This is a genomic window from Kitasatospora sp. NPDC097691 (assembly GCF_040302665.1).
GTDB lineage: Bacteria > Actinomycetota > Actinomycetes > Streptomycetales > Streptomycetaceae > Kitasatospora.
Genome location: NZ_JBEORY010000028.1, coordinates 13329 through 37545, shown reverse-complemented (window position 1 = coordinate 37545; position 24217 = coordinate 13329). Strand labels below are relative to the sequence as shown.

Below are 24217 nucleotides of genomic sequence, written 5' to 3'. Positions count from 1 at the left end.
AGGGATTCAGAGGTTCAAGGGGTCAGGGGTTCAGGGGTTCAAAGGGCCAGGGGTTCGAAGGGCCAGGGGTTCAGGGGTTCAGCTCGCGAACAGCCGGGCATCGGCCCGCTCGTGCCGTCCGGACATCGCGTCGGCGACCGGTACGCAGCCGCCCATGTCGGCCGACTCCCGTACCAGGGCGGCCGATACGACCTCCCGGACGACGGGCGCGACCGCCCGCAGCACCACCTGCGCCCGGCGGTGGTCGGTCAGCCGCAGGCGCAGCGCCGCGCCGACGAAGCTGCTGCAGAACGCGAACAGGTCGCCGGTGACGGCCTGTTCGACGGGGACGGCGGCCGAGGCGTAGGCCACCCCGGCGGCCACCGCCTGGCAGCCGGGGGCGCGCTTGTCCGCGACCAGCGCCGCGTACCGTTCCAGCGGCTCGCCGCCCACCGATTCCCGTGCGATGTCCAGGAGTTGGCGTCCGGTCCGGGTGGCGGCCAGCCGCAGCTCCCGGTTGAGCTTGGTGGCGTGCAGCCGCTGGTCGGTCTCGGCGAGCAGCTCCCAGTCGCCCGCCGCGGCGGCCCGGTGGGCGAGGACGAGTGCCGTGGCGTCGGACGGTCCGACGCCGTGCCGCAGCAGGTCGGCGAGCAGTTCGGGCAGCGTGTCCGGGGTGACGGCCTTGGCCTGCGCATAGCCTTCGAGGCCGTGCGAGAGGGTGTAGAAGCCGCTGGGGAACGCGGAGTCGGTCAGCTGGAGGCAGACCAGCAGGGCGTCCAACCGGTCCCCGGACGCGCCGGCCGAGCCCTCGGAGGCGGCGCTCACGCGAGGTAGAACAGGTGGTTGAGCGGCAGTTCGCGGGCCGGCTCGATGGTCGCGGGCTCGCCGTCCAGGGTGACCAGGTACGTCTCCGGGTCGACCGCGATCTTCGGCAGCGCGTCGTTGCGCACCATGTGCTGCTTGCCGACCGTCCGGCACCGCCGCACCGGCAGCACCCGGCTGTCCAGCCCGAGCCGGTCCGGCACGCCGAGGTCCACCGCGGCGCGGGACATGAAGGAGACCCGGGTGGCCTGCCTGGCGCGCCCGTACGCGCCGAACATCGGTCGGTAGTAGACCGGTTGCGAGGTGGGCAGCGAGGCGTTGGGGTCGCCCATCAGCGCCCAGTTGATCACCCCGCCCTTGATCACCATCTTGGGCTTGGCGGCGAAGGAGTTGATCGGCCACAGCACGATGTCGGCGAGCTTTCCGGGCTCCAGCGAGCCGATGTGGTCGGCGGTGCCGGAGGCGAGGGCCGGGTTGATGGTGAGCTTGGCGAGGTAGCGCAGCACCCGGACGTTGTCATGGCGTTCGCTGTCGCCGGCGAGCTTGCCGCGCTGCTCCTTGCAGTGGTGGGCGGTCTGGAAGGCGCGGGTGAAGGACTCGCCGATCCGGCCCATCGCCTGCGAGTCGGAGGAGAAGATCGAGATGACGCCCTCGTCGTGCAGGACGGTCTCGGCGGCGATGGTCTCGGCGCGCACCCGGGAGTCGGCGAAGGAGACGTCCTCGGGGATGTCGTGGCTGAGGTGGTGGCAGACCATCACCATGTCCAGCAGTTCGTCGACCGAGTTCACGGTGTAGGGCAGCGTCGGATTGGTCGAGGACGGCAGGACGTTGGGCTCGCCGGCGATCCGCATGATATCGGGGGCGTGGCCGCCGCCGGCGCCCTCGGTGTGGAAGGTGTGGATGGTGCGGCCGTCGATCGCCGACAGGGTGTCCTCGAAGTAGCCGGACTCGTTGAGGGTGTCCGTGTGGATGGCCACCTGGACGTCGTACTCGTCGGCGACACTCAGCGCGCTGTCGATCGCGGCCGGGGTGCTGCCCCAGTCCTCGTGCACCTTGAGGCCGCACACGCCCGCCTCGACCTGTTCGCGCAGCGCGCCGGGCAGCGAGCCGTTGCCCTTGCCGAGCAGCCCCACGTTGACCGGCAGGTCCTCGACGGCCTGGTACATCCGGCCGATGTTCCACGGACCGGGGGTGCAGGTGGTGCCGTTGGTGCCGTCGGACGGGCCGGTGCCGCCGCCGATGAGGGTGGTGATGCCGTTGCTCAGCGCCTCCTGCACCTGCTGCGGGGCGATGAAGTGGATGTGGGTGTCGATGCCGCCGGCGGTGGCGATCAGGTGCTCGCCGGAGACCACCTCGGTGCCGGGGCCGATCACCAGCTCGGGGTGCACGCCGCTCTGGGTGTGCGGGTTGCCGGCCTTGCCGACGGCGGTGATGAAGCCGTCCTTGACGCCGATGTCGCCCTTGACCACGCCGAGCACCGGGTCCATGACGACGACGTTGGTGATGACCAGGTCGAGCGCGCCCTGGACGGAGGTGGCGGCCGGGTCCTGGGCCATGCCGTCGCGGATGCCCTTGCCGCCGCCGTAGACGGCCTCGTCGCCGTAGTGGCCCTGGTTGAAGTCCTGTTCGACCTCGACCACCAGGTTGGTGTCGGCGAGGTGGAAGCGGTCGCCGACGGTGGGGCCGAACAGGTCGGTGTACTGCCTGCGGGAGAGGATGGCCATCAGCGGGCGCCTTCCTGGTGGGGCTCCGAGTGCTTCTTCGAGTGGACGTCCGAGTGGATCTCGGAGTGGATCTCGGAGTGGATCTCCGCGTGGAGGTCGGGGAGGAAGTCCGGGTGGAGGTCCGGGTGGAGGTCCCGGGGCCGGTCCTCCTTGAGGTCGAGGTTGGTGCCCTTGAAGCCCAGGGCGAGCGCCCGGTCGATGGCACGGGCCCGGGTGGCGGGCGCGGTGATGCCGCCGTCCACCAGGTTGCTGAAGCCGACCAGACGGCGGTGGCCGCCGAACTCGGCGAGCGTGACGTCCTTGGTGTCGCCGGGCTCGAAGCGGACGGCGGTGCCGGCGGGGATGTCCAGGTGCTTGCCGAAGGCGGCGTTGCGGTCGAAGTCGAGGGCGCGGTTGGCCTCGAAGAAGTGGTAGTGGGAACCGACCTGGATCGCCCGGTCGCCGGTGTTGCTGACCGTGACGGTGGCCTTGGCGCGGCCGGCGTTGATCTCCACCGGGTCGTCGCCGTACAGGTATGCGGCGCCACCAGACATGGCTGGCCTTCCTCTCTGCCGGTTCAGTGGGGGGTGTGTGCGGGTGCGGGTGCGTGGGGGTGGTGCCGGTGGGGGTGCGGAACGGGGTCCGGGTGGCCGTGGGGGTGGTGCGCCCCGCCCGGTCCGTGGCTGTGCGGGTAGCCGTGCCCGTGCTCCGCCTCGAGGCCGGCCCGGATGCCGTCCTCCCCGTGCCCGAGCAGGTGCAGCGCGGCTACCGTCCGGGCGGCGATCACGCCGGCGATCGCCGACGGCCTCAGCAGCGGGCCTCCGTCGCGCACGCCGCCGCGGCCGTCGACGGGCACGACCTCCGGAGCGGTGTCCCGGACGACGGACCGACCGGTGTCCCGGACGCCGCCCCGAACACCGTCCCGTGCTTCGTCCCGGACGCCGGGCGGCGCCGCCCGCAGGGCCGGGCCGAAGGAGGCCGGAACGGCCGTCACCTCGCGGGCGCCGAGCAGGCGGCAGCGTGCGGCGCCCTCGGCCGGGTCGGGATCGCCGCCCTCGAAGGCGACCTCCACCCAGCGGTGCCGTCCGTACTGGCGGACCAGTCGGGCGATCCGGAACAGTTCGGCGTCCTCGAAGGGGCCGGCCGCCGGGGCGGTGACCAGCAGGGCGCCGTCGGGGGCCGTGCGGGCTGCGGCGCGCAGCCAGCCGATGAGGTGCTCGGCGGCGCCGAAGGGTGCGGCCAGGGCGAGCCGGCCGCGACCCTCGCCGGCGGCGAGCCGGCGCAGCGCCCGGGCGGTGTCGGCCACCAGCCGGGGGTCGCGGCCGAGCGTCATCGGCACGACGCACACCGGCCGGTCGGCGGCGGCCAGCGCGGAGCGGACGGCCTCGGCGAGCGGGCGGCCCGCCGGGGCGGCGGCGTGGACGGCGGGCCCGGCCGCCACCAGCGCGGCGAGGTCCCGGCCGCCGTCGCTCTCGTGCCCACCGGCCAGCACCACGGTGGCGGGCTGCGGTCGTGCCATGGCTCAGGCACCCACCGGGTCGTGGCAGGAGACGAGCTTGGTGCCGTCCAGGAACGCGGCCTCGACCTGGAGCAGCGGCAGCATCTCGCGCACGCCGGGCATGACGTCGACGTTGCCGACGACCTGCTTGCCGATCTCCATGCATTCGGCGACGGTGCGGCCGTCCCGGGCGCCTTCCATGATGGCTTCGCTGATCAGTGCGCAGGCCTCGCTGTAGTTCAGCTTGACGCCGCGGTCCCGGCGTTTGCGGGCCAGATCGGCGACGACGTAGATGTACAGCTTGTCCATCTCACGGGGCGAGAGATTCACAGGAATCACTCTTCCTTTCCGAGGATCCGATGAAATGCAAGGGAGTTGGACGGACAATCAGACCCGGCGCAGGCGGGGAACGGCCGGCACGGCCGCCAGGAACAGCATCGTGGTCAGCACGAACGGCCAGGTGAAGGCGTGGCCGCCGAAGGGCGCGCAGATCGCGGCGAGCGCCGGGGTCAGGACGGTGGCGGTGGCCGCGCCGAGCAGGGCGTAGCCCGCGCTCCAGCGGCTCGGGGCGACGAAGACCCCGCACAGCGCGAGCGCCACCAGCACACCGCTGTAGCCGAGCAGCCCCTGTCCGACGGCCTCGGCAGGCGCACCGAGGCCCCAGGCGGTGAGCAGTCCGGTGACGCTGCCCGCGCAGGCCATCAGACCCGCGAGGCGGCTCGCCGCGAACAGGCCCGCCAGGAACAGCAGGCCGACGTACCACTGGGGCATGAAGAAGATCTGACCGATGTTCGCGAAGAAGCCGCGCCAGAGCTCGTCCCAGCCCAGCCCGGTCTCACCGACGGCGGCCGCGGGCAGGGCGGCGGGCGCCTCGGCGCCGCGCCACAGCCGCCGGAACCCGGGGGCGGCGACCGTGACGCCCGTCGCGACCAGGCAGAACGGCGCGGTCAGCGCCGGGAGCCGCCACGTCTCCAGGACCGTCCCGAGCCCCGCCGTGACCACCACGGCGACGGCCGACCCGAGCACCGCCACGGCGACCGTGGCCGGGTGCCCGGCCCCGAGGAGGACGGCGCAACCCAGCGCCACCAGGCACCCGTTGTACCCGTGCAGCCCGGCGCGGACGGCCCGCCGGTCGAGCCCCAGCCCGTACGCGACGGCGGTGGAGACGGCACTGCCGAGCAGACCGTAGAGCCCGTACCGCGGGCCGGCCGCGAACAGTCCGGCCACGAAGAGGAGTCCGCACACGGCGGACGGCATGAAATCGACCTGAGCGACGCCGCGCAGGACTTCGGCGACCACTCTGACGGATATCGGACGAGCCGGCGCGACCGCGTGCTCCCCACCCATGTGCTGACCCATGCTTCGCACCAATTTCCGGTACGGCCGGTGGGTTTGGAGGCAGCCCCCGGCGATTCCTCCGGAACCGTACTCCTGCGGATTGCGGAGTTGGTCACCTACGGGGGGTTACGTCAAATCGACGAAGCGTGACCACAGGGTCGTTGAACTGCAACATTTTGTTGAAAGAGGTGGGGGTCGGCTTCCCCGGAGAGGGGAATTCTTTGCGAAGTTTTACTCAGGGATGCCCAAATGCCGGACCAGGAACCGTTCCGAGGCCTCCAGCTCGAAGTCCGGCACCTCCAGGTGACCGCCGGGATTGGCGTGCAGCGTCTTCTCACGCGAGCCGAACGCCCCGAACAGCGCCAATGACCCCTCGCGCGGGACCAGTTCGTCGTCCCACTGCAGGACGAACTCCAACGGCACGCCCACCCGCTCCGCCGCCTCGGTCTGGGCCGTGTGTCCCGTCAACCCGAACACCGCGGCGACGATGCGCGGTTCGGCCGCCGTGAGCGGGATGCCGACCACGCTCCCCAGCGACAGCCCCCAGAACCCGACCGGCCCGAGGCGCCGCCCCGGCCCGCCCAGTACGTCCGGCTCGTCCAGGGCGTCCAGTGCGTCCAGCACGGCCACCCACTCCGGCACCGCCCGCTCCGCGAGGGCCGCCGTGTGCCGCGCCACCCACGCGCTGATCGGCCGTCGGGCCGCCAGCAACTCCCCGATCTCCGTGACGAACCGCTCGTCCTGCGCGCTGCGCGGCCGATCCCCGTGCCCCGGCGCGTCCAGCGACAGCGCCGCGAAGCCGTACCGCACGACACACCGCCGCGCCCGCTCGGCCACCGTCAGCTTGTCGCCACCGCCACCGTGCCCGAGCAGCACCAACGGCCGCCCGCCGAGCGGCGGTCCGTCCGGCTGCCAGAGCACACCGGGCACACCCTCGAGGGTGAAGCCGCGCCGAGTGACGCCGTCCGAGCTGGTCTCCGAAGTGAAGTGCACCCAGCCATGATGGCGCCCGACACACGTTCGAGTCCCGGGTTTCCCCGGGTCGGCGGGTTGTCGCCGCCGCGCCGGGACGCCGCGAGCCCTTGCGGTTTCCCGGTTTCCCGCTTGGTGCTTCCCGGGGCGCCGGAGCGGGCGGGAAACCGCAAGGGAGCGGGCCCGGTCCGCCCCGGCCCGCTCCCCGCCCGGCCGCTACCGAGCCGGTGCGGTCTCCCGCAGGAAGTCCAGCACCAGCGCGGTCGTCTCCTCCGGCCGCTCCAGGCTCGGCAGGTGGCCGGCCCAGGGCAGTTCGAGGTGACGGGCGTTCGGGAGCAGCCCGGGGAGGGCGGCGGCGATCTCGCGGAAGTCCGGCACGTCGTGGGCGCCGCCGACGGCCAGGGTGGGGGCCGTGATCAGGGAGAGGTCGACCTCCTCCCGGTCCGGGCCGAACTTCGCCTCCTCCTGCACGTCGAACGCGTGCCGCTGCATCCGCCGGACGCTCGCGCGGACCGTCTCGTCCGCCTCCGGCCCGAGCCAGGTCTCGACGTTCAGCTCGACGGCGCCGTCGATGTCGCCGGCCTCGATCAGCGCGTCCTCGCGCCCGCCGAAGGCGCGCAGCGTCTCGCTGGGCTGGTGTCCGGGCATGCCCGGGGCCAGCAGCAGCAGCGCCCGCACCGCGTCCGGACGCAGTGCGGCCGCCGTCAGGGCGATCCGGCCGCCGTGCGAGGCGCCGACCAGTGCCGCGGACTCGATGCCCAGGTGGTCGAGCAGGGCCAGGACGTCCGCGGTGTCGCTGTACGGGCCGTCCGCGAGCGGCGAGTCGCCGAAGCCCCGGAAGTCGCACCGCACCACCCGGTACCCGGCGTCGACCAGCGGTTGCCACTGGGCGTCCCACATCCGTCGGTCGCACACCGACGAGTGCAGCAGCACCACGGCGGGCCCGCTGCCTGATACGTCATGAGAAATGATCACCGGCGGATGCTACCGGCCGCTCACACCGTTCCCAACAGGTTTGCCCCCGGGTCGCGCAGCTCCTCTCCACGGAGGCCCGTCGGAGCCCCGTCGCCGCGCCGACCGATCCTCGCGGCCCCCGCCGGCCGTGACTCCGGAGGAGGGGCCCGCACCGGAGTAAGCGTTTCCGGCCGCCCGCGGGCTCCTGGTGGGTGAAGGAGGTGCTCATGGGAGAAACGAAGAGCGGGCGGGACGACGAGTTCCGGACGTTCATCGTCGCGGTCTGGCCGCGTCTGGTCCGCACCGCGTACCTGCTGGCCGGTGAACAGTACGCGGCGGAGGACCTGGTGCAGTCCGCGGCGGAGAAGGCCTGCGCGGCCTGGTCGAAGGTGCGGCGGGCGGACGATCCGTACGCCTACGTGCGGCGGATCCTGGTCAACCAGCACGCCCGCCGCTGGCGGCGCCGCCCGCCGGAGCTGCTGGTGGACGCGGTGCCGGACACGGCCGGGCCGGAGGACGGGTACGCCCGGTCCGACCAGCGCGGGGCGCTGCTGGCGGCGCTGGCGACCCTGCCGCCGCGCCAACGGGAGGCCGTGGTGCTGCGGCACTGGGAGGACCTCAGCGACAGCCAGACCGCGGCCGCCATGGGGTGCTCGGTGGGCGCGGTGCGCAGCCACGCGGCGAAGGGCATCGCACGACTGCGGCAGGTCACCGAGCTGGTGGCGCTGAAGGACACGACACACATCGGAGGAACGGTATGAGCGCGGACGTGGACGCCGACAAGGACCTGTGGATCGGGCTCGGGATGGCCGAGGCCGCAGCGGGCGCGAAGGTCGGCCCGGCACCGGTGGCGGACATCCTGGCGGGCGGCCGCCGCCTGCGGCACCGCCGCCGTGCGGTGGTCGGCGTTGTGGCACTGGCCTCGGTGCTGGCCCTGACGGGCGGGGCGCTGGCGGAGCTGCGCCCGGATCCGGCGGTCGCCGGCCGGCTCGCCGCCGCCGGGTCCGGCACGGCCGCCGTCGAACCGGCGCCCGCCCCGACGGCCGGAGCGCCCACCCCCGGGGTGCGCGACCCGTTCACGCCGGTCCGGGTCCGGATCGGGCAGGGCGTCGCCAACGGCCGGACCTGGGAGCTCTGGCAGGCACTCTGGCCGACGGCGCCGAAGGAGCGGGCGTACGAGCAGGCGCTGGCCGTGTGGCAGGAGCGCGCCCCCTTCGACTCGGCCGTCTCCAAGCCGACGACGGACTTCGTCGCCCACTACTGGGACCCGGACTCCGACGTCGTCGACACCTACCTGGTCGTGGACGGGGTGCGCTTGCCGCACGACTCACAGGGCACCACACCGTCCCCGGGCAAGCTCGACCCGCGCGCCGCGACCGACGTCGGCGGCGGCCTGGTCGGCCGCAGCAGCAAGGACGGCATCGTGCCCCCGGTGGACGTGGTGCTGATCTCCGTCGGCCCCGACGTCGGCCGGGTGGTGGTGACCTGGACGGACGGGACGACCACCGAGCCCCAGCCGGTCACCGTCGGCGACTCCCCCACCCGCCGCCTGGCGGTCGCCCGTCCGGGGACGCTGCGGGCCACCTCGTGGCAGTTCTTCGACAGGAACGGCAACCGGATCCCGGACGGCGGCGCCGCGTACCTCACCGAGGAGGCGCTCTGACCTTCCGGGCCTACCGTCGGAGCTGACGTCCTGGCGGGGTGACGGCTCAGGGGGTTCCGGTGCCCGGGGATCCGCGAGCACGGTCGCCCGAGGGGCGGCGGGCGCGGTCGCCCGGCACGCCCTGCTCCGGCCGTGGATATCGCCGGCGGTCACCCTGGTCTGCAGCGCGCTCCCCGGCCTGCCCGGGGACACCGCCGCGCCCTTCACCTTCGGGCCGGCGTGGCCGGCCCACCCTCGCCCTCCGCGGCACCCGGGCGCGGGCGGGGCGGTAACTCCCAGGCTGGGCGGTAACTCCCAGGCTGGGCGGTAGTTCCCAGGATGGGCGGTAACTCCCGGGCGGGAGCGGGAAGTCGGCCCCATCGAACCCGACGACCGCCCGCTCCTGCCCGGCCCGCCGACCGCTGTCAGCGCGCGGCCGCCTCCAGCAGCAGCTTCGCCGCCACCGCCGCCCCGTCCGTGCGGATGTCGCCCGCGACGGCGGCGGCCCGGCGGGCGGTCTCCGGGGAGAGGGCCTGCCGGAGGGCGGCGGACAGACTGCCGGTCGTCGGGGTCGGGCCGTCGTGGGCGACGCCGATGCCCAACTCGGCCACCCGCGAAGCCCAGTAGGGCTGGTCGACGATCTGCGGGACGAGGACCTGGGGCACGCCGGCCCGAGCGGCCGTGGTGGTGGTGCCCGCGCCGCCGTGGTGGACGACGGCGGCGACCCGGGGGAACAGCGCCTGCTGGTTGACCTCGCCGACGGCGAAGCAGTCGTCCGCACCGTCGACCTCGGCCAGTCGGGCCCAGCCCCGCCCGAGCAGGACCCGGCGGCCCTGGGCGCGGACGGCGTCGACGGCCACCCGGGCGGCGCCCGCCGCGTCGCGCAGCGGCATGCTGCCGAAGCCGACGTACACCGGCGCCTCACCGGCCGTCAGGAAGGCCTCCAGGTCGGCGGAGAGCGGCCGGTCGTCCGGCAGGATCCACGCGCCGGTCTGCACCACCTCGTTGTCGGCCGGGAGCCGCCACGGGTCGAGTGTCGGGTCGGTGGCCAGCCAGGGACGGTCGGTGAGGACGTGGTCGCGGACGTTGTCGACGACCGGCAGCCCGACGGCCGCCCGGTGAGTGTTGACCGGTTCGCCGAACAGCGCGTTCATCGCGCCGATGTTGAGCTCCCACAGCTTCCGGTTGTCGGTCACCCCCGCCGGGTACGGCTGCATCGGGTACTCGAACGGCCGGTGGTGCGGGGAGGGCAGCATGGTCGGCTGCAGGGCGACGCACACGAAGTGCGCGCCCAACTGCTCGGCGGCCGCCTGCGCACCGGCCACGGCCGGGAACAGCCCGGTCGCCACCACCACGCCACCCGGTTCGGCCGCCGCGAGCACCGCCCCGTGGAACTGCTCGACCAGCCGGGCCGCCCGCGCGGGGAGCTCCGACGGCGCCGGGGGCGGCCCGCTCACCAACGAGCGCACCGACTGCCCGACCGGCACCAGGTCCACCCCGGCCTCGGCCAGTCGCGCCGCGAACTCCTCGTCCGGCGGGGCGCACACCCGAACCTCGGCACCCGACGCCTTCAACTGCAGTGCCAGCCCCGCCAGCGGCTCGACATCCCCGCGCGACCCGTACGTCGACAACACCACTCGCACGTCGTGACTCTCCTGTGTTCGCCGGCCCGGACGTTGAGTCGGTGATTCTGCGGCATCACCGGGGCCTTGCGGCAAGGCCCCCCGTGCGCTATACGTTGAGCGTGGCGGGGAGTGAGTGCACCTCCCCTTCCCCCTGTTCCTCCTCCGGGCCTCGTGCCGCACGCCGGCTCCGGCTCTCTGTCAGGCTCTGCTCATGCGAACGATCATCGAGGGCATGGCCGAGCAACTGACCACCGTACCGGGCGTGGTGGGCGTGATGCTCGGGGGCAGCCGGGCGCGGGGCGAGCACGCAGCGGACTCGGACTGGGATCTGGGCGTGTACTACCGGAGCCGGGGCGACGGCCTCGACCTCGGGGCGCTGCGGGCGCTCGCCGGCCCCGGTGCGGAGGTGGCCGGGCCGGGCGGGTGGGGTCCGTGGGTGAACGGCGGTGCGTGGCTGCGGGTCGACGGTGTCGCCGTGGACTGGATCCTGCGGGACCTGGACCGCGTCGAGCGGGTGTGGGCGGACTGCCGCGAGGGCCGCTACGAGGTGGGGGTGCAGCCGGGGCATCCGCTCGGGTTCTGGTCCCCCTGCTACGCCGGCGAGGTGGCCTGCGGGCAGGTACTCGCCGATCCCACCGGCGAGTTGACGACGCTGAAGCAGCAGACCTCGGCCTACCCCGAACCGCTCCGCGCGGCCCTGACGGCGGCGGCGTGGGAGGCCGGGTTCCTGCTGGACGTCGCCGCGAAGGGCGCCTCCCGCGCGGACACCCTGTACGTCTCGCTCTGCCTGTCCCGGGCGTTCGGCGTCCTGGTGCAGGCGCTCCACGCCCATGACCGGCGCTGGTGCCTCAACGAGAAGGGCGCCCTGGCCGTCGCCTCGCAACTGCCCGCCGCACCAACGGACTTCGGCCGACGTGCCCGTGCCCTCCTGGCCGGGCCCGGCGAGTCGCCGGACGACCTGGCGGCGACGGTCGCCCGGGCGCAGGAGCTGACCCGGGAGACCGTCGCCGCGCTCGGCCGCTGAGCCTGCCGCGGGCGCCCGCGGCCGTCCGGCCTGAGCCGGCCCGGATCGAGATCGTCGGAGGCCACCGCTCCGACGCCCGGGGAGTGGGACGTCGGACCGGCCGACTTCCCACTCCCTCGCACACGGGCACCGGACTCCTCGCGCCGCTACCGCCGCGGCCGGGCGCCAGGACGCTCCCCGGTCGGAGGGCTGCCCGCGGTCGCCGGCGGGCTGCCCGCCCCGGGCCAGTCGGGGGTGACGGAGGACGCGGTGCCGGCCGTCACCCGCAGGTGCCGGCCGCTGCCAGCGCCTCGGCGACCGCCTGGCTTCGAGTGGGGAGAGAAGGGGACGTCATCGGCCCATCATGCCTTTCGCTCATGGCCCGTGCCCATGACTCATGACTCATGCTCATGCTCATGCTCATGACTCGCACTCATGACGCGTGCTTCGCCGTGCTCCATGAGGTCCTCTCATGACTCGGGCGCCATGAGGTCCTCTCATGACCCGCCCCCATGAGTGGCCCTCATGATCCTGCCCCCCCATGAGTCGCCCTCATGACCCCGCCTCATGAACTCCGCTCATGCCCTCCCCCGTCTCGACGCCGGCGCCGGAACCGGAGCCCGCCGCCGCCCGACCGGCCGCGCTCAGGACCGCCCGTACGCCGGCGGTGAGGACGGAGGCGTCCCGGCCGACGCCCCAGACGACCGGGCCGCCGGCTCCCCCGATCCGCGCCTGGACGTAGGCGACGGCATCCGGCCCGGAGCGCACCGCGTGCTCGCTGAAGGAGAGGATCTCCGCTCCCACCGCGTTCGCGACCGCGTCCAGCGGCCCGGCGCCGGTGCCCCGCCGTCCGTCGACCTCTGCCCAGTCGTCGCCCACCCGCCAGGCCCATGAGGAACCCTCATCGAGGTACTCCGCCCGGAACAGCCCGTACAGTTCCTCGCCCGTCATCTCCCTCCCGCTGTCGTCCGTCGCCCGCTGCACGACCCGCGCGAAGTCGATCTGCAGCCGCCGGGGCAGCTCCAGCCCCTCGCCGGCCTGCAGCAGGTAGGCGATCCCGCCCTTGCCGGACTGGCTGTTGACCCGGATCACCGCCTCGTAGTCCCGGCCGAGTTCGGCCGGGTCGATCGGCAGGTACGGCACCGACCAGGGTGCCTCCCGTTCGGTGATGCCCAGCTCGGCGGCGGTCTTGGCGTGCTGCGCGAAGCCCTTCCTGATGGCGTCCTGGTGGGTGCCGGAGAAGGCGGTGTGCACCAGGTCCCCGGCGTAGGGGTGCCGCTCGTGGACGGGCAGCCGGTTGCAGTGCTCGACGGTGCGCCGGATCTCGTCGATGTCGGACAGGTCGAGCATCGGGTCGACGCCCTGGGTGTGCAGGTTGAGCGCCAGGGTGACCAGGTCGACGTTGCCGGTGCGTTCGCCGTTGCCGAACAGGCAGCCCTCGATCCGCTGCGCGCCGGCCAGGAGCGCGAGTTCGGCGCAGGCGACGCCGGTGCCCCGGTCGTTGTGCGGGTGGACGGAGAGGATCACCGAGTCGCGCCGCTCCAGGTACCGGTCCATGTACTCGATCTGGTCGGCGTAGACGTTCGGGGTGGCGATCTCGACCGTCGCCGGCAGGTTGTGGACGACCGGACGGTCCGGGTCGGCGTCCCACAGCCGGGTCAGCCCGTTGCACACCTCCAGGACGTAGTCGGGCTCGGTCAGGTTGAACACCTCGGGCGAGAACTGGAACCGCAGGCCGTCCCGGCCCTCTCCCAGTCGGGCCATGTGCGTGGCGGCCTCGGTGATCAGCGCCCGCAGCTGCGCCCGGTCCTTGCCGAGGACGACGTCCCGCCACAGCGGCGCGGTCGCGGTGTAGAGGTGGACGACCACGCGCGGCAGGCCGGCGACGGCCTCGAAGGTGCGCTCGATCAGGTCGGCCCGGGCGGCGGTGAAGACGACGACCGTGACGTCCTCGGGGACGGCGCCGGGGGTGGTGGCCAGCTGCCGGACGAAGTCGAAGTCGGTCCGGCTGGCGGAGGGGTAGCCGACCTCGATCTCCTTGAAGCCCATGGCGAGGAAGAGGTCGAACATGCGCTGCTTGCGTGCCGGGTCCATCGGTTCGGCGAGCGCCTGGTTGCCGTCCCGCAGGTCGACGGGCACCCACAGCGGAGCCCGTTCGATGCGCCGGCCGGGCCAGCGCCGCATCAGGGCGGGGACGTGGACCCGCCGGTGGGCGGGGAGGTAGCGGTGGGAGGGCATGGCGCCGCCGCGTTGCGGGTTCCAGGCGGGGGCGTCGGCCGGGACGGGCCCGGCGGGGGCGTGCAGGGTCGGGAAGTTCATGCGAGTTCCTCATGACGCGTACCGGTGACCGGCAGGACGGCGCCCCGCAGCGGGGTGCCGGTCCGGTCACGCCCCGCTGCGGCCACCAAGAAGAAGGCCTCCCACGGGGAGGATCCACGGCTGCATGCCGGGTAGAGTAACCACGACAGAAGTCCTCAGACAACCTGACAGGTGAGCCCGATGACCCCGCTCCGCCCCTCCCCCCTCGCCGAACAGGCCGCCGCGCGGATCGAGGAGCAGATCCGGGCCGGCCGGTGGCCGGTGGGCGGGAAGCTGCCCGGCGAGGTGGCGCTGGCCAAGGAGTTGGGCGTCGGCCGCTCGACGGTCCGGGAGGCGCTGCGCACGCTCGCCGCGGCCGGAATGGTGCAGAGCCGCCAGGGCTCCGGGGTGTTCGTCACCGCCGACCGCCCCGCCGGGGACTGGTCCGCCCGGTTGCGTCGCGCCGAGCTGGCGCACGTCTACGAGGTGCGGACGATGGTCGAGGTGCAGGCCGCCCGCCTCGCGGCCACCCGCCGTACGGAGGCGGACCTCGCCGCCCTCGACGCCGCCCTGGCGGCCCGCCGCGCGGCGGGCGGGGCCGACGACACCGCCTTCGTGGACGCCGACATCGCCCTGCACACGGCAGTCGTGGCGGCCGCCCACAACCCCGTCCTGGACGACCTCTTCGCCCAGTTCGCCCCGGTCCTGCGGGAGCAACTGGTGGCACTGGTCGGCCTGTTCGGCATCCGGGACGAGGATCCGAACCAGGGCTACGACTCGCACGCGGCCCTCGTCCGCGCCGTCCGCGACGGCACCCCGGAGGCCGCCGGGCGGGTCCTGGCGGCCGAGTTGGAGGCCACCCGCTCCCGCCTCCTGGCGGACTGAGCACCGCGCCCGGGCCGCCGCGACCGCCCCCTGGCGACCCCATGGGGCGGCATCACACAGTTTTCACACGAGGGCCATCCAGTGGCCGCGCGGCTCGTTGACACTGTGTCGAGCAAGCCCGGAACAGCCTGCTCCGCATACAGACAGTCAACAACTGAATGACATTGTGCCCACGGCGTGTACAAGCGCCGCTCAGGCAGCGAACGGGCTTTCACTCCAATCACACGGTATGACTAGTATCGCTTCGTCAGAAAAGCCCGTGCCCGGACGGCCCGCCCCTCACCGGCCGGCCGCCAGCCCCAAGGAGTCTGCTCTGCGCGCGCGTGCGAATCGGCGGCCCCCGACGCCGAAGGGCCCCCGCAGGCGTCCACGCCTGTCCCTGCGGGCGGCGCTGCTCGTCCTGGCCGTCGTCCCCAGCCTCGCCCTCGCCGTCCTCTGGGCGGTCACCAGCGGCGAAACCGTCTTCGACTTCCAGCGGCTGGCCGACCAGGGCCTCCTGGCCCAGAAGGCCGGCCAACCGTCGAACATCGTCTACTACAACCTCCAGGAGGAGCGCCGGCTCAGCGCCGAGGCGCTCGCCCGGCCCGGCGCCGGCACCGACCAGCTGCGCCGCCAGCGGCAGGCGACCGACGACGCCGTGCGCCAGTTCCAGGTCCTGTCCGGCGAGACCGCCGACAGCGCACCCGAGGAGGTGCGCACCGCCGTCGCCGAGGCCCGCCAGGCCATGGGCAAGCTGGCCGAACAGCGCGCCGCCGTGGACCGCGGCTCGATCGACCAGCAGACCGTCTACGCCTACTACACCGATCTGATCGCGGTGGACCTCCGGCTGTTCACCGCACTCAGCCACGTCGACACCGGCGAGGTCACCTGGATCTCCAAGACCCTGGTCAACGCCTTCTGGGCGAAGGAGATGCTCGCCCGCGAGGACGCCATCCTGGCCCGCGGCTGGCCCACCGGCCGCCTCAGCACCGCCGACTACCAGGCGGTCCAGCAGGCCATCGGCGCGCAGGACCACCTGCTCACCGTCCAGGTCGTCCCGTACGTCCCGGACGCCGAGGCCCCTGCCTGGCACGACCTGATGAACAGCCCGGCCTGGCAGGCCAAGGCCGCCGTCGAGCAGCAGCTCACCAAGCCCACCGCCGCCGACTCCAACGGCACCGTCAAGCTGCCGGCCGCCCAGGACCAGTGGCGCCAGGCCGTCGACCAGCTCAACCCGCCGCTGGTCAAGGCGATCGAGACCCGCACCAGCGGCATCGTCGACGTCGGCAAAGGAGCGATCCTGGGCCTGCTGACCCGGGTCGTGCTGACCACCGTCATCGGCCTGATCACGGTCGTCGCGGTGGTCATCGCCTCCTGGCGGATCAGCCGCTCGCTGCGCCGCCGCATCAAGGAGCTGCACACCCAGGCCGAGGAGATGCAGCGCACCCTGCCCGAGGTGGTCGAACGCCTCGGCCGCGGCGAACAGGTGGACGTCGAGGCCGAGACCCGCACCATCACCGCCGGCCCGCACGGCAACGGCACCGACGAGCTGGCCCGCCTCGGCCAGGCGCTCAACCTGGCCCGCTCCTCCGCCCTGCAGGCCGCCGTCGGCCAGGCCGAGCAGCACCGCGGCTTCGAGCGGCTGCTGCAGCGCATCGCCCGCCGCACCCAGCTGCTGATCGGCCGCCAGCTGCGCAAGCTGGACGAGCTGGAGCGCAAGCACGAGGACCCGGAGGTCCTGGAGGGCCTGTTCGACCTCGACCACCTCACCGCCCGCCTGCGCCGCTACGAGGAGAACCTCGTGATCATGGCCGGCGGCCAGCCGCAGCGCCGCTGGCGCAAGCCGGTGCCGCTGCTGGACGTACTGCGCGCCGCGCAGGGCGAGGTGCAGGACTACCGCCGGATCACGCTCGACGTCGAGGGCCACCCGTGGCTGTCCGAGCGGGCCGTCGGCCCGGTCGCCCACGTGCTCGCCGAGCTGATGGAGAACGCCACCACCTTCTCCAAGCCGCCCACACCGGTCGAGGTCCGGGCCGCCATCGTCGGCCGCGGGCTCGCGATCGAGATCGAGGACCGCGGCCTCGGCATGGACCCGGAGCAGTACGACGCGGCCAACGAGCTGATGAGCCGTCCGCCGCGCACCGACGTGCTGGCCCGGGCGGACGACATCCGCCTCGGCTTCCACGTGGTGGCCCGCCTCGCCGCGCTGCACGGGCTGAGGATCGAGTTCCGCCCGTCGGCCTTCGGCGGCACCCGGGTGGTCGTGCTCGTCCCGGACGAGCTGGTCATCGAGGGCGACACCGGGCTGCCGGACGACGCCACGGGCACACCCGCCGAGCCGATCCCGCTGGTCCGGCGCTCGCGCCGGGCGGTGCGCTCGGCCTCCGACGAGGCGCCCGCCCAGGCCCCGGCCGGGCCGCCGGTCGCTCCGGTGGAGTCCTTCGGGCAGGCCGACTTCGCGCCGCAGACGGTTCCGGTGCCGCTGCCCCCGCCGCTGCCGCTGCCGGTGGCTCAGGTACCGCCCGCGCCGGAGGCATGGCAGGCGCCGGCCCAGGCGACCCAGGAGCCCCCGTATCTGCCGGCACCGCTCCAGGAGGCCCACCCCCCGGTCCCGCAGGCCCAGCCGCACGCCCCCGTGCAGCACCCCGCCCCGCAGACCGGGCAGCACCCCGTCCGGCCGGCCGGACGGCGCCCCCGCCGGACCGAGCAACCGATCGAGCACAGCTCCCCGGTCGAGCCGGCCACCGCGCACGAGACCCCGGTCTACCCGGACATCGCCTACGCCCTGGTCACCGAGGCCGAGGCCCCGTACGCCGACGAGCAGTACCGCCCGGCCGACCACTACCGGCTGGCCGAGCGCCGCGGCACCCGCGAGTACCCCACCTCGGTGCCGTACAGCCCCGCCGAGGGCGGGCAGCCCCCGCTGCCGCAGCGCGTGCGCCAGGCCAGCCTGGCCGCCGAGCTGCGGGTGCCGCCGGCCCGCCCGCAGTGGGTCGAGCGCCCCGCCGAGGGCGCCGTGCCGCCGCCCGCGGGCCCGTTCCAGCGCTCCGACCGCCCGGTGCGGCGATCGGGTGCGGCGATCGGCGCCTTCCAGCGCCAGTCCCGTGCCGCCCGAGCCCAGGACAGCGGCGAGCACCGGCTGCCCGCCGTCCACACCCCGCCGGCTCCCCCCACCCCCGCCGCCCCCGCCGGCCCCCCGGCTCCCGCGCCCGCGTCCGCGTCCGGCCCCTCGCCCTGGGCCCTGCCTGCCGCGGACTCCCGAACCACACGAACGGATGACCAGTGATGAACCGCACGATCGCCACCCACCAGGACCTGGACTGGCTGCTGGACGGACTCGTCGACTCCGTGCCCGGGACGAGGAACGCCGTCCTGCTCTCCGACGACGGCCTCGTGGTCAGCCACTCCCGCACCATCGAGCGGGCCGACGCCGAACGTCTGGCCGCCGTCGCCACCGGCCAGCAGAGCCTGGCCCGCGGCGTCGGGGTGCTCTTCGACGGCGGGCCGGTGCACCAGGTGATCGTCGAGCTCTCCGAGTGCTGGCTGTTCGTCATCGCCGCCGCCCAGGGCACCCACCTGGCCGTGGTCGCCTCCCAGGAGGTGGACGCCGAGGTGATGTCCGTCGCGATGCACACCCTGGTGCAGCAGGTCGGCCAGAAGCTCACCACCCCGGCCCGCGGCGAGGGCCCGTCCGGTGCCCCCACCGCGCCCGCCGGGTTCGACGTCTTCGCCGCCCGGAACCGGGGCTGACGCGGGTGGGCCCGGACGGGAACGACGCCCGGGGGGACGGCCGCGACGACGGTCGGCGGCGCGACGCGCTGCCGCACTGGAGCGACCTGGAGGACGAGGACGCGGAGGACGGGACGGGCACCATGGTGCGCCCGTACACCATCACCCGCGGCCGGACCGCGCCCGAACGGGACGACCTCACCCTGATCACCGTGCTCACCACGGTCGAGGAGGCCGCCGCCGCGGCCCCGGCGCGGGGCAGCCGCACCGGTGCCCGCGGCCTCCAGCCCGAGCACCGCATGATCCTCGAACGCTGCCGGCGCCCGGCAGCCGTCGCCGAGGTGGCGGCCGGCCTGGACCTCCCGGTCTCGGTCACCAAGATCCTGCTGGGCGACCTGGTCGCCCAGGGCCTGCTGAAGGCCCGGGCGCCGCTCTCGGTGGCCCGCGCCGCCGGGGGCGTGGACCTCGGCCTGCTCACGGCCGTACGCGAAGGACTCCGGAGACTCTGAACATGGCAACACCCCACTCCGCCACCGGCGAGCCCACCCCCACCGCCGCCACCGCCCCGGCCGCCGTCAAGATCCTGATCGCGGGCGGCTTCGGCGTCGGCAAGACCACCCTGGTCGGCTCGGTCAGCGAGGTCACCCCGCTGCGCACCGAGGAGTACCTGACCCGGGCCAGCGTCGGCGTCGACGACCTGTCCGGCGTCGACCAGAAGGACACCACCACCGTCGCCCTGGACTTCGGCCGGATCACCGTCAGCCCCGAGCTGGTCGTCTACCTGTTCGGCACGCCCGGCCAGGAACGGTTCTGGTTCATGTGGAACGACCTGGTCAACGGGGCCCTCGGCGGGATCGTCATCGCCGACACCCGCCGGCTCGAGAGCAGCTTCGCCTCCATCGACTTCTTCGAGAGCCGGGGCATCCCGTTCGTGGTCGCGATCAACTGCTTCCACAACACCAACACCCGTACGCCCGACGAGATCCGGGCCGCGCTCGACCTCGACCCACAGGTCCCGATGCTGCTCGGCGACGTCCGCGAGCGCGCCTTCGGCCGGGACCTGCTGCTCGCCCTGGTCGACCACCTGATGGAGCTCGCCACCGTCTCCCCCGCCGGCTGATCCCGCCGTCCCCGCCCCGCCCGCTCCGACTCGGCCCGACTCGGACCGACCGAACCCCGTTTCCCGACCGAACCCCGTTTCCCGGCCTCACCCCGCCCTCCCGGGCGGCCCCCGACTTCCCAGCCTCACCCGTCCCCCGGTTGAACCGCACTTCCCTGGGAGCACCACCATGACCACACCCCTGCGCGTCCTCGTCCACGGCGGCGGCATCGGCGGCCTGACGCTCGCCACCGCCCTCGCCCGGCGCGGCCACCACGTCGACGTCGCCGAGCTGCGCGAGCAGCCCGAGGCGCTCGGCGTCGGCATCATCCAGCCCTCCAACGCGCTGCACGTGATGCGCGAGATCGGCGTCCTGGACGACTGCCTGGCCGTCGGCTTCGCCTGGGAGGTGCTGACCATCTGCGACCCGGCCGGCGCCACCCTCGCCGCGATCCCGCAGCCCCGGATGGGCGACGCCCCCGCCAACAACGGCATACCGCGCCCCGCGCTCGCCCGCGTCCTCGCCCGCGCGGCCACCGGGGCCGGCGCCACCGTCCGGTTCGGCACCACCATCGCCTCTATCGCGGACGACGGCGAAGGCGTCGACGTCACCCTCACCGACGGCCACGCCGACCGCTACGACCTGGTCGTCGGCTTCGACGGCATCGGCTCCGCGCTGCGCCGGCGCCTGTACGGCGAGGCGTACGCGCCCGAGTACACCGGCTTCGCCAACTGGCGTGTCACGCTGCCGCGTTCGCCCGAGGTGCAGGGCGTGGTGATGTCCTCCGGCAACCTCAGGGCGAAGGCGCTGCTCACCCCGATCAGCACGGAACTCATGTACCTGGGGGCGGTGTTCGCCGAGGCCGAGGACTTCCGCCCGGACCCCGAGCACGCCCACGAACAGCTGCGCGAGCGCCTGGCCGGCTTCGGCGGCCCGATCGCCGAAGCCCTCGCACAGGTCACCGACCCGGCCGCCGTGGTCTACTCGCGGATCTCCCAGGTCACCGTCGAGGCGCCCTGGCACGTCGGCCGGATCGCGCTGGCGGGCGACGCCGCCCACGCCTCCACCCCGCACCTGGCCCAGGGCGCCGCGATGGCCGTCGAGGACGCCCTGGTGCTCGCCCGGAGCCTGGACGCGGCGGACGACGTCCCGTCCGCGCTCGCCGCCTGGGAGGCCAGGCGCCGCCCCCGCGCCATGTGGGTCCAGGCACTGTCCCGGGCGGTCCTCAAGCAGGAGACCGGCACCCCGACCACGGCCGAGGAGGACGACCTGCTGAAGGTCGGCATCCCGGGCGCGGCGCACGTCCTCGTCCAGCCGTACTGAGTCAGTCGGGGGAGCCCGGCGCCATGGCCGGCTCCCCCGACGGCTCGGCCACCACGACGAACACGCCCGAGCCCGCCGGGTCCTCCTGCGACGCCCGGTGCAACCGCCCGGCCCAACCGGGCGGCCACCGGGTGCCGGCGTCCCACCGCACGCCTTCGAGCCGGACGTGGTCCAGCGTCCCCATCGCCTGGAGGTCCGCCCCGAGGAACTCGTCGGCCGCCAGCTCCAGGAGGGCGACCCCCCGCGCGAACTCCCGCACCATCGCCCGCGCCTGGTCCGCCACCGGCTCGAACCACAGGTCGTTGACGACGCCCCAGGGAACGCCGCGGCGCCGGAGGATCTCCTGCGCATCGAGCGTGAAGCGCTCCAGCAGGGCGACGCCCTCCCCGGCGGGAAGGCCCGGATCGAGGATCCGCCGCAGCATCGCGCGGGCGTACAGGCCGAAGTCCACGACCCGCTCGTCCCCTCCCGCGATCGTCGGACCGATCAGCCCCGTCGCCTCGGCCACCAGCAGCCGGATCGACGCCAGGGCCTCGCGGAGCAGCCCACGGTGCGCCAGGCGCTGCACCGGTGTCCGGAGCATCCACCGGTCCGCGAGGTCCGCCAGCGTCGGCGCCTGCGGCCGCTCCTTCCTCGGCCGGGCCTGCGGCGGCGCCGAAGCGAGCGGGCCCAACGGCAGGTTGAACAGCGAAGCCCGCAGCCGCCAGCCCAGCGAGTAGCCCTGCCACCGCCGTTCGGGCACGCCGGCGCCCCGGCCGGCCAGCGCGGCCAGGCAGCGCGTCGCCAGCGAGCCGATCACGCGTTCCTCCGCTCCACGGCCTTCTGCGGCTCCTGACCGTCGGCCCCGACCGCGGGCCGCTCCGTCTCCTCGCTCTCCGTGAGCCCGTGCCCGAAGAGCAACGGCAGCCGTTGCAGGAACTCCATCCCCGCGTAGCCGGTCGCCACGATCGGCAGGACCCCGTTCACCTGCCCGTGCACCAGCAGGCCGGCCCCGGCCCCGATCAGCGCACGCAGCGCGGCCGCCAGCGGATCCGCCACCGGATCGAAGTACCGTTTGAACGGCGGGAGTCTACGACCCGCCACCCGCGCCGCGTGCCGCTTGCGCTGCCAGGTCAACACACGTTGGAAGCCGATGCACAACTCCGCGATCAGCCCGCCGGCCGCTCCCCATCCGGCCGCCGACACCAGGTCCACTCGCCGCCCCTCCGCGCATCGTGGTCGCCGGCCCATGAGTCTCGCAGATCGCCCACGAATCCGACGGAGGGTTTCTCGAACTCACGGGTGTCCCGGTGGCGTCGGGCTCGGAGCCCCGACGGCCCGGGACCACGGAGTGGGAAGTCGGCCGACCCGACTTCCCACTCCTCCCGTCAGCCCTCGCCGCGGCCCGCCCGGCCGCGTTCGCGCAGCGAGATGCGGTTGCCGTCCGGGTCCACGGCCTCGATGCGGATGCCGAACCCGTACTCCTCCGGCTCGTCCGCGTCGAAGACCACACCGCGCTCGCGGAAGACCTCGAAGTCCGCCCGCAGGTCATCCGATTCGAGGATGACCGGACCGGGCGTGCCACCCGGACCCACCTCCGCCGGCCGGCCCGCCGCCGGAGCGTGCGCCCACAGGATGATCTCGACCGGGCTGCCGGGGACGCCGACGGTGAGGAACCGTCCGCCCGGGTTCGGAAAGTCGACGCGCTTCTCCAGGCCGAGCTGCTCCGTGTAGAACCTCAGCGCGCGGTCCTGGTCGGTGACGTAGAGCGTGACGTACATGATGGTGGTCAGCATCGCGCTGTCCTTCCGCGTGTCGGTGTGCGTTGCTCCACCGACGGATCCCGGGCGGGAAGTGTGACGAGCGCAGCGCCCCCGCCGGCCGGGGGCCCTTCTGCCGACCGTCGACAGTCAGATGACCGATGCGGCCGGTGTCCTGGCCACGGGAGGGTGGTACCAGCCGTCCACCCGAGGAGGACCGATGTCCGCATCCGCCGGCCCGTCCACCGATCCGGCGGCGAGCCACCGCGCCATCGGGAACCTGATCGCCCGCTACGCCGAACTCGTCGACGACGGCGACTTCTCGGGACTCGGCGCCCTCCTCGCCGACGCCGTCCTCACCGGCAGCGGCGCACCCGTACGCGGGCGCGAGGCGATCGAGCGGATGTTCCGGGACGCCCTGATCGTCTACGCCGACGGCACCCCGCGCACCCAGCACGTCACCACCAACACCGCCGTCGAGGTCGACGAACCGGCACGCACGGCGTTCGCGCGTTCATACGTCACCGTGCTGCAGGCCCTGCCCGACTTCCCCCTGCAGACCATCGCCGCCGGCCGCTACCACGACCGGTTCGAACTCCGGGACGGTCGGTGGCGGTTCGCGGAGCGCCGGATCCGCATCACCCTGGTCGGCGACGTGAGCCGCCACCTGCGCCGGACCGGCGCCTGACCACTCGCACGCCTGGCCACTCGTCACACCCGGTGCGGGGATGAGGGAATCTCATGACGCCGACGCCATACCGCCGCCGAGACCCGCGCCAGCAGGCGGGCGGCCGGGTCGGTCCGGTCGGCGCCGGTGGCGAGCGGGCCGGTGTAGCAGACGGCGAGCAGGTAGGGCGGGCAGTCGTAGGGGTGGACGAGGCCGACGCAGTGACGGGCGCCGGGAATCCAGCCGTTCTTGAAGGCGATCCGGGTGCTCGGCGGGAGGCCGGCCGCGAGGTCCACCCGGAAGTCGTTGTCTTCGAGGAGGGCGAGGAGTTCGGGCTCGCCGGCGAGCGAGTACAGCAGCCGAACGAGGTCACGGGCGCTGACCAGGTTGTTGACGCCTGCGGCCCGCGCCGCATAGTCCTCGATTCCGCGCGGGGTGGCGCTGCGGGTGGCCCCGGCGCGGCGCCACACCTCGGCGACGGACTGAGGGGTGGTACGAGCCAGGCAGAGGTTGGTCGCGAGATTGGAGGAATGGGTGATCATCCGCTCGGCGAGCAGGCTGAGGGGGACGTGCGCGCCCAGCAACTCCCAGGGGAGGGGGTCGCTGTCGTACTCCGGGTCGTTGCGGAACTCCCCGCCCACAGCGGACGTGAAGCGGTTCACCACCGGGACCTCGGCGCCGAGGTTCACACCACTACGACAGAGCGCTGCGAGCACGGCGACCTTCATCGTGCTCGCAGCGTCGTGCAGGACGTCCGGGTTACGCATGAACACCGGCTCTGCCACACCCGCCCAGGGGGCCACCACCACAGACAGCATGGAGGAAGGGTAGGGGAGATTCCGTCTCACCTCGGCCGCCCGCCCGACATGAGTCGGGCTCATGGGCGGGCGACATGAGGCGAACTCATGGGTGCCGACATGAGTCGAGCTCATGGGTGCCGACATGAGCCGGACTCATGGAA

Annotated in this window: 24 protein-coding genes; 10 read left to right on the top strand and 14 right to left on the bottom strand. The window is 73.8% G+C overall.

Going from position 1 to position 24217, the window contains the following annotated elements:
- Positions 1-78: 78 nt before the first annotated feature.
- The 8 genes from ABTY56_RS20775 to ABTY56_RS20740 all read right to left on the bottom strand — a co-directional run bounded on the left by ABTY56_RS20775 (position 79) and on the right by ABTY56_RS20740 (position 7287).
- Positions 79-804, bottom strand: coding sequence for an urease accessory protein UreF (locus ABTY56_RS20775; RefSeq protein WP_350630415.1), 726 nt, complete (start codon positions 802-804; stop codon positions 79-81).
- On the bottom strand, positions 801-2525 hold the full coding sequence (gene ureC, locus ABTY56_RS20770) for an urease subunit alpha (protein WP_350630414.1): 1725 nt from the start codon (positions 2523-2525) through the stop codon (positions 801-803). The genes ABTY56_RS20775 and ureC overlap by 4 nt, the downstream gene beginning before the upstream one ends.
- Positions 2525-3058 (bottom strand): urease subunit beta, encoded by a 534-nt coding sequence (locus tag ABTY56_RS20765; RefSeq protein ID WP_350630413.1) that lies wholly within the window; start codon positions 3056-3058, stop codon positions 2525-2527. The genes ureC and ABTY56_RS20765 overlap by 1 nt, the downstream gene beginning before the upstream one ends.
- 23 nt (positions 3059-3081) lie before the next feature.
- A complete protein-coding gene (locus ABTY56_RS20760; RefSeq protein ID WP_350630412.1) occupies positions 3082-4023 on the bottom strand; it encodes a sirohydrochlorin chelatase in 942 nt (313 codons plus the stop codon).
- A 3-nt stretch (positions 4024-4026) separates the two neighbouring features.
- Positions 4027-4332 carry an urease subunit gamma gene (locus ABTY56_RS20755; RefSeq protein ID WP_350630411.1) on the bottom strand — a complete coding sequence of 102 codons (306 nt, stop codon included), beginning with the start codon at positions 4330-4332 and terminating at the stop codon, positions 4027-4029.
- 57 nt (positions 4333-4389) lie between these two features.
- Entirely contained in the window at positions 4390-5349 is a 960-nt protein-coding gene (locus ABTY56_RS20750) for an urea transporter (protein ID WP_350630454.1), read from the bottom strand.
- 222 nt (positions 5350-5571) lie between these two features.
- Positions 5572-6333, bottom strand: coding sequence for a dienelactone hydrolase family protein (locus ABTY56_RS20745; RefSeq protein WP_350630410.1), 762 nt, complete (start codon positions 6331-6333; stop codon positions 5572-5574).
- 195 nt (positions 6334-6528) lie between these two features.
- Entirely contained in the window at positions 6529-7287 is a 759-nt protein-coding gene (locus tag ABTY56_RS20740; protein WP_350630409.1) for an alpha/beta fold hydrolase, read from the bottom strand.
- 206 nt (positions 7288-7493) lie between these two features.
- Here ABTY56_RS20740 and ABTY56_RS20735 point away from each other — a divergent pair, with 206 nt between their 5' ends.
- Together ABTY56_RS20735 and ABTY56_RS20730 are read left to right on the top strand one after the other, a co-directional pair.
- Positions 7494-8027, top strand: coding sequence for a SigE family RNA polymerase sigma factor (locus ABTY56_RS20735; protein WP_350630408.1), 534 nt, complete (start codon positions 7494-7496; stop codon positions 8025-8027).
- Positions 8024-8929, top strand: coding sequence for a hypothetical protein (locus ABTY56_RS20730; protein WP_350630407.1), 906 nt, complete (start codon positions 8024-8026; stop codon positions 8927-8929). Before ABTY56_RS20735 ends, ABTY56_RS20730 begins: the two co-directional genes overlap by 4 nt.
- 404 nt (positions 8930-9333) lie before the next feature.
- Here ABTY56_RS20730 and ABTY56_RS20725 read toward each other — a convergent pair whose 3' ends face one another.
- Positions 9334-10551: a glycosyltransferase gene (locus ABTY56_RS20725; protein WP_350630406.1), complete on the bottom strand. Its 1218-nt coding sequence runs from the start codon at positions 10549-10551 to the stop codon at positions 9334-9336.
- A gap of 193 nt (positions 10552-10744) precedes the next feature.
- Here ABTY56_RS20725 and ABTY56_RS20720 point away from each other — a divergent pair, with 193 nt between their 5' ends.
- On the top strand, positions 10745-11557 hold the full coding sequence (locus ABTY56_RS20720; protein WP_350630405.1) for a nucleotidyltransferase domain-containing protein: 813 nt from the start codon (positions 10745-10747) through the stop codon (positions 11555-11557).
- Positions 11558-12088: 531 nt separating this feature from the next.
- Here ABTY56_RS20720 and ABTY56_RS20715 read toward each other — a convergent pair.
- The gene (locus ABTY56_RS20715; protein ID WP_350630404.1) at positions 12089-13855 is read right to left on the bottom strand and encodes a 2-isopropylmalate synthase; all 1767 of its coding nucleotides are present in this window, start codon (positions 13853-13855) and stop codon (positions 12089-12091) included.
- A 180-nt stretch (positions 13856-14035) separates the two neighbouring features.
- Between ABTY56_RS20715 and ABTY56_RS20710 the strand changes: the two genes are divergently transcribed.
- The 6 genes from ABTY56_RS20710 to ABTY56_RS20685 all read left to right on the top strand — a co-directional run bounded on the left by ABTY56_RS20710 (position 14036) and on the right by ABTY56_RS20685 (position 20850).
- Positions 14036-14719 carry a FadR/GntR family transcriptional regulator gene (locus tag ABTY56_RS20710; protein ID WP_350630403.1) on the top strand — a complete coding sequence of 228 codons (684 nt, stop codon included), beginning with the start codon at positions 14036-14038 and terminating at the stop codon, positions 14717-14719.
- Between the two features lie 259 nt (positions 14720-14978).
- Entirely contained in the window at positions 14979-17984 is a 3006-nt protein-coding gene (locus ABTY56_RS20705; RefSeq protein WP_350630402.1) for a sensor histidine kinase, read from the top strand.
- Positions 17984-18448: a roadblock/LC7 domain-containing protein gene (locus ABTY56_RS20700; RefSeq protein ID WP_350630401.1), complete on the top strand. Its 465-nt coding sequence runs from the start codon at positions 17984-17986 to the stop codon at positions 18446-18448. The genes ABTY56_RS20705 and ABTY56_RS20700 overlap by 1 nt, the downstream gene beginning before the upstream one ends.
- Before the next feature lie 122 nt (positions 18449-18570).
- Positions 18571-18936 carry a DUF742 domain-containing protein gene (locus tag ABTY56_RS20695; RefSeq protein ID WP_350630453.1) on the top strand — a complete coding sequence of 122 codons (366 nt, stop codon included), beginning with the start codon at positions 18571-18573 and terminating at the stop codon, positions 18934-18936.
- Positions 18937-18938: 2 nt separating this feature from the next.
- The gene (locus ABTY56_RS20690; RefSeq protein WP_350630400.1) at positions 18939-19547 is read left to right on the top strand and encodes a GTP-binding protein; all 609 of its coding nucleotides are present in this window, start codon (positions 18939-18941) and stop codon (positions 19545-19547) included.
- A 169-nt stretch (positions 19548-19716) separates the two neighbouring features.
- Positions 19717-20850, top strand: a complete 1134-nt coding sequence (locus ABTY56_RS20685) for an FAD-dependent monooxygenase (protein ID WP_350630399.1) — start codon at positions 19717-19719, stop codon at positions 20848-20850.
- A gap of 1 nt (position 20851) precedes the next feature.
- On the opposite strand, the gene ABTY56_RS20680 is transcribed toward ABTY56_RS20685, so the two are convergent.
- From ABTY56_RS20680 to ABTY56_RS20670, 3 genes are all read right to left on the bottom strand, one after another.
- Positions 20852-21649: a hypothetical protein gene (locus ABTY56_RS20680; RefSeq protein ID WP_350630398.1), complete on the bottom strand. Its 798-nt coding sequence runs from the start codon at positions 21647-21649 to the stop codon at positions 20852-20854.
- The gene (locus ABTY56_RS20675; RefSeq protein WP_350630397.1) at positions 21646-22044 is read right to left on the bottom strand and encodes a hypothetical protein; all 399 of its coding nucleotides are present in this window, start codon (positions 22042-22044) and stop codon (positions 21646-21648) included. Before ABTY56_RS20675 ends, ABTY56_RS20680 begins: the two co-directional genes overlap by 4 nt.
- A gap of 173 nt (positions 22045-22217) precedes the next feature.
- Positions 22218-22625: a VOC family protein gene (locus ABTY56_RS20670; RefSeq protein ID WP_350630396.1), complete on the bottom strand. Its 408-nt coding sequence runs from the start codon at positions 22623-22625 to the stop codon at positions 22218-22220.
- Positions 22626-22809: 184 nt separating this feature from the next.
- Between ABTY56_RS20670 and ABTY56_RS20665 the strand changes: the two genes are divergently transcribed.
- Complete coding sequence (locus ABTY56_RS20665; RefSeq protein ID WP_350630395.1) at positions 22810-23277, top strand: nuclear transport factor 2 family protein; 468 nt, start codon at positions 22810-22812, stop codon at positions 23275-23277.
- Positions 23278-23300: 23 nt separating this feature from the next.
- Here ABTY56_RS20665 and ABTY56_RS20660 read toward each other — a convergent pair whose 3' ends face one another.
- On the bottom strand, positions 23301-24074 hold the full coding sequence (locus ABTY56_RS20660; RefSeq protein ID WP_350630394.1) for a serine hydrolase: 774 nt from the start codon (positions 24072-24074) through the stop codon (positions 23301-23303).
- Positions 24075-24217 lie beyond the last annotated feature (143 nt).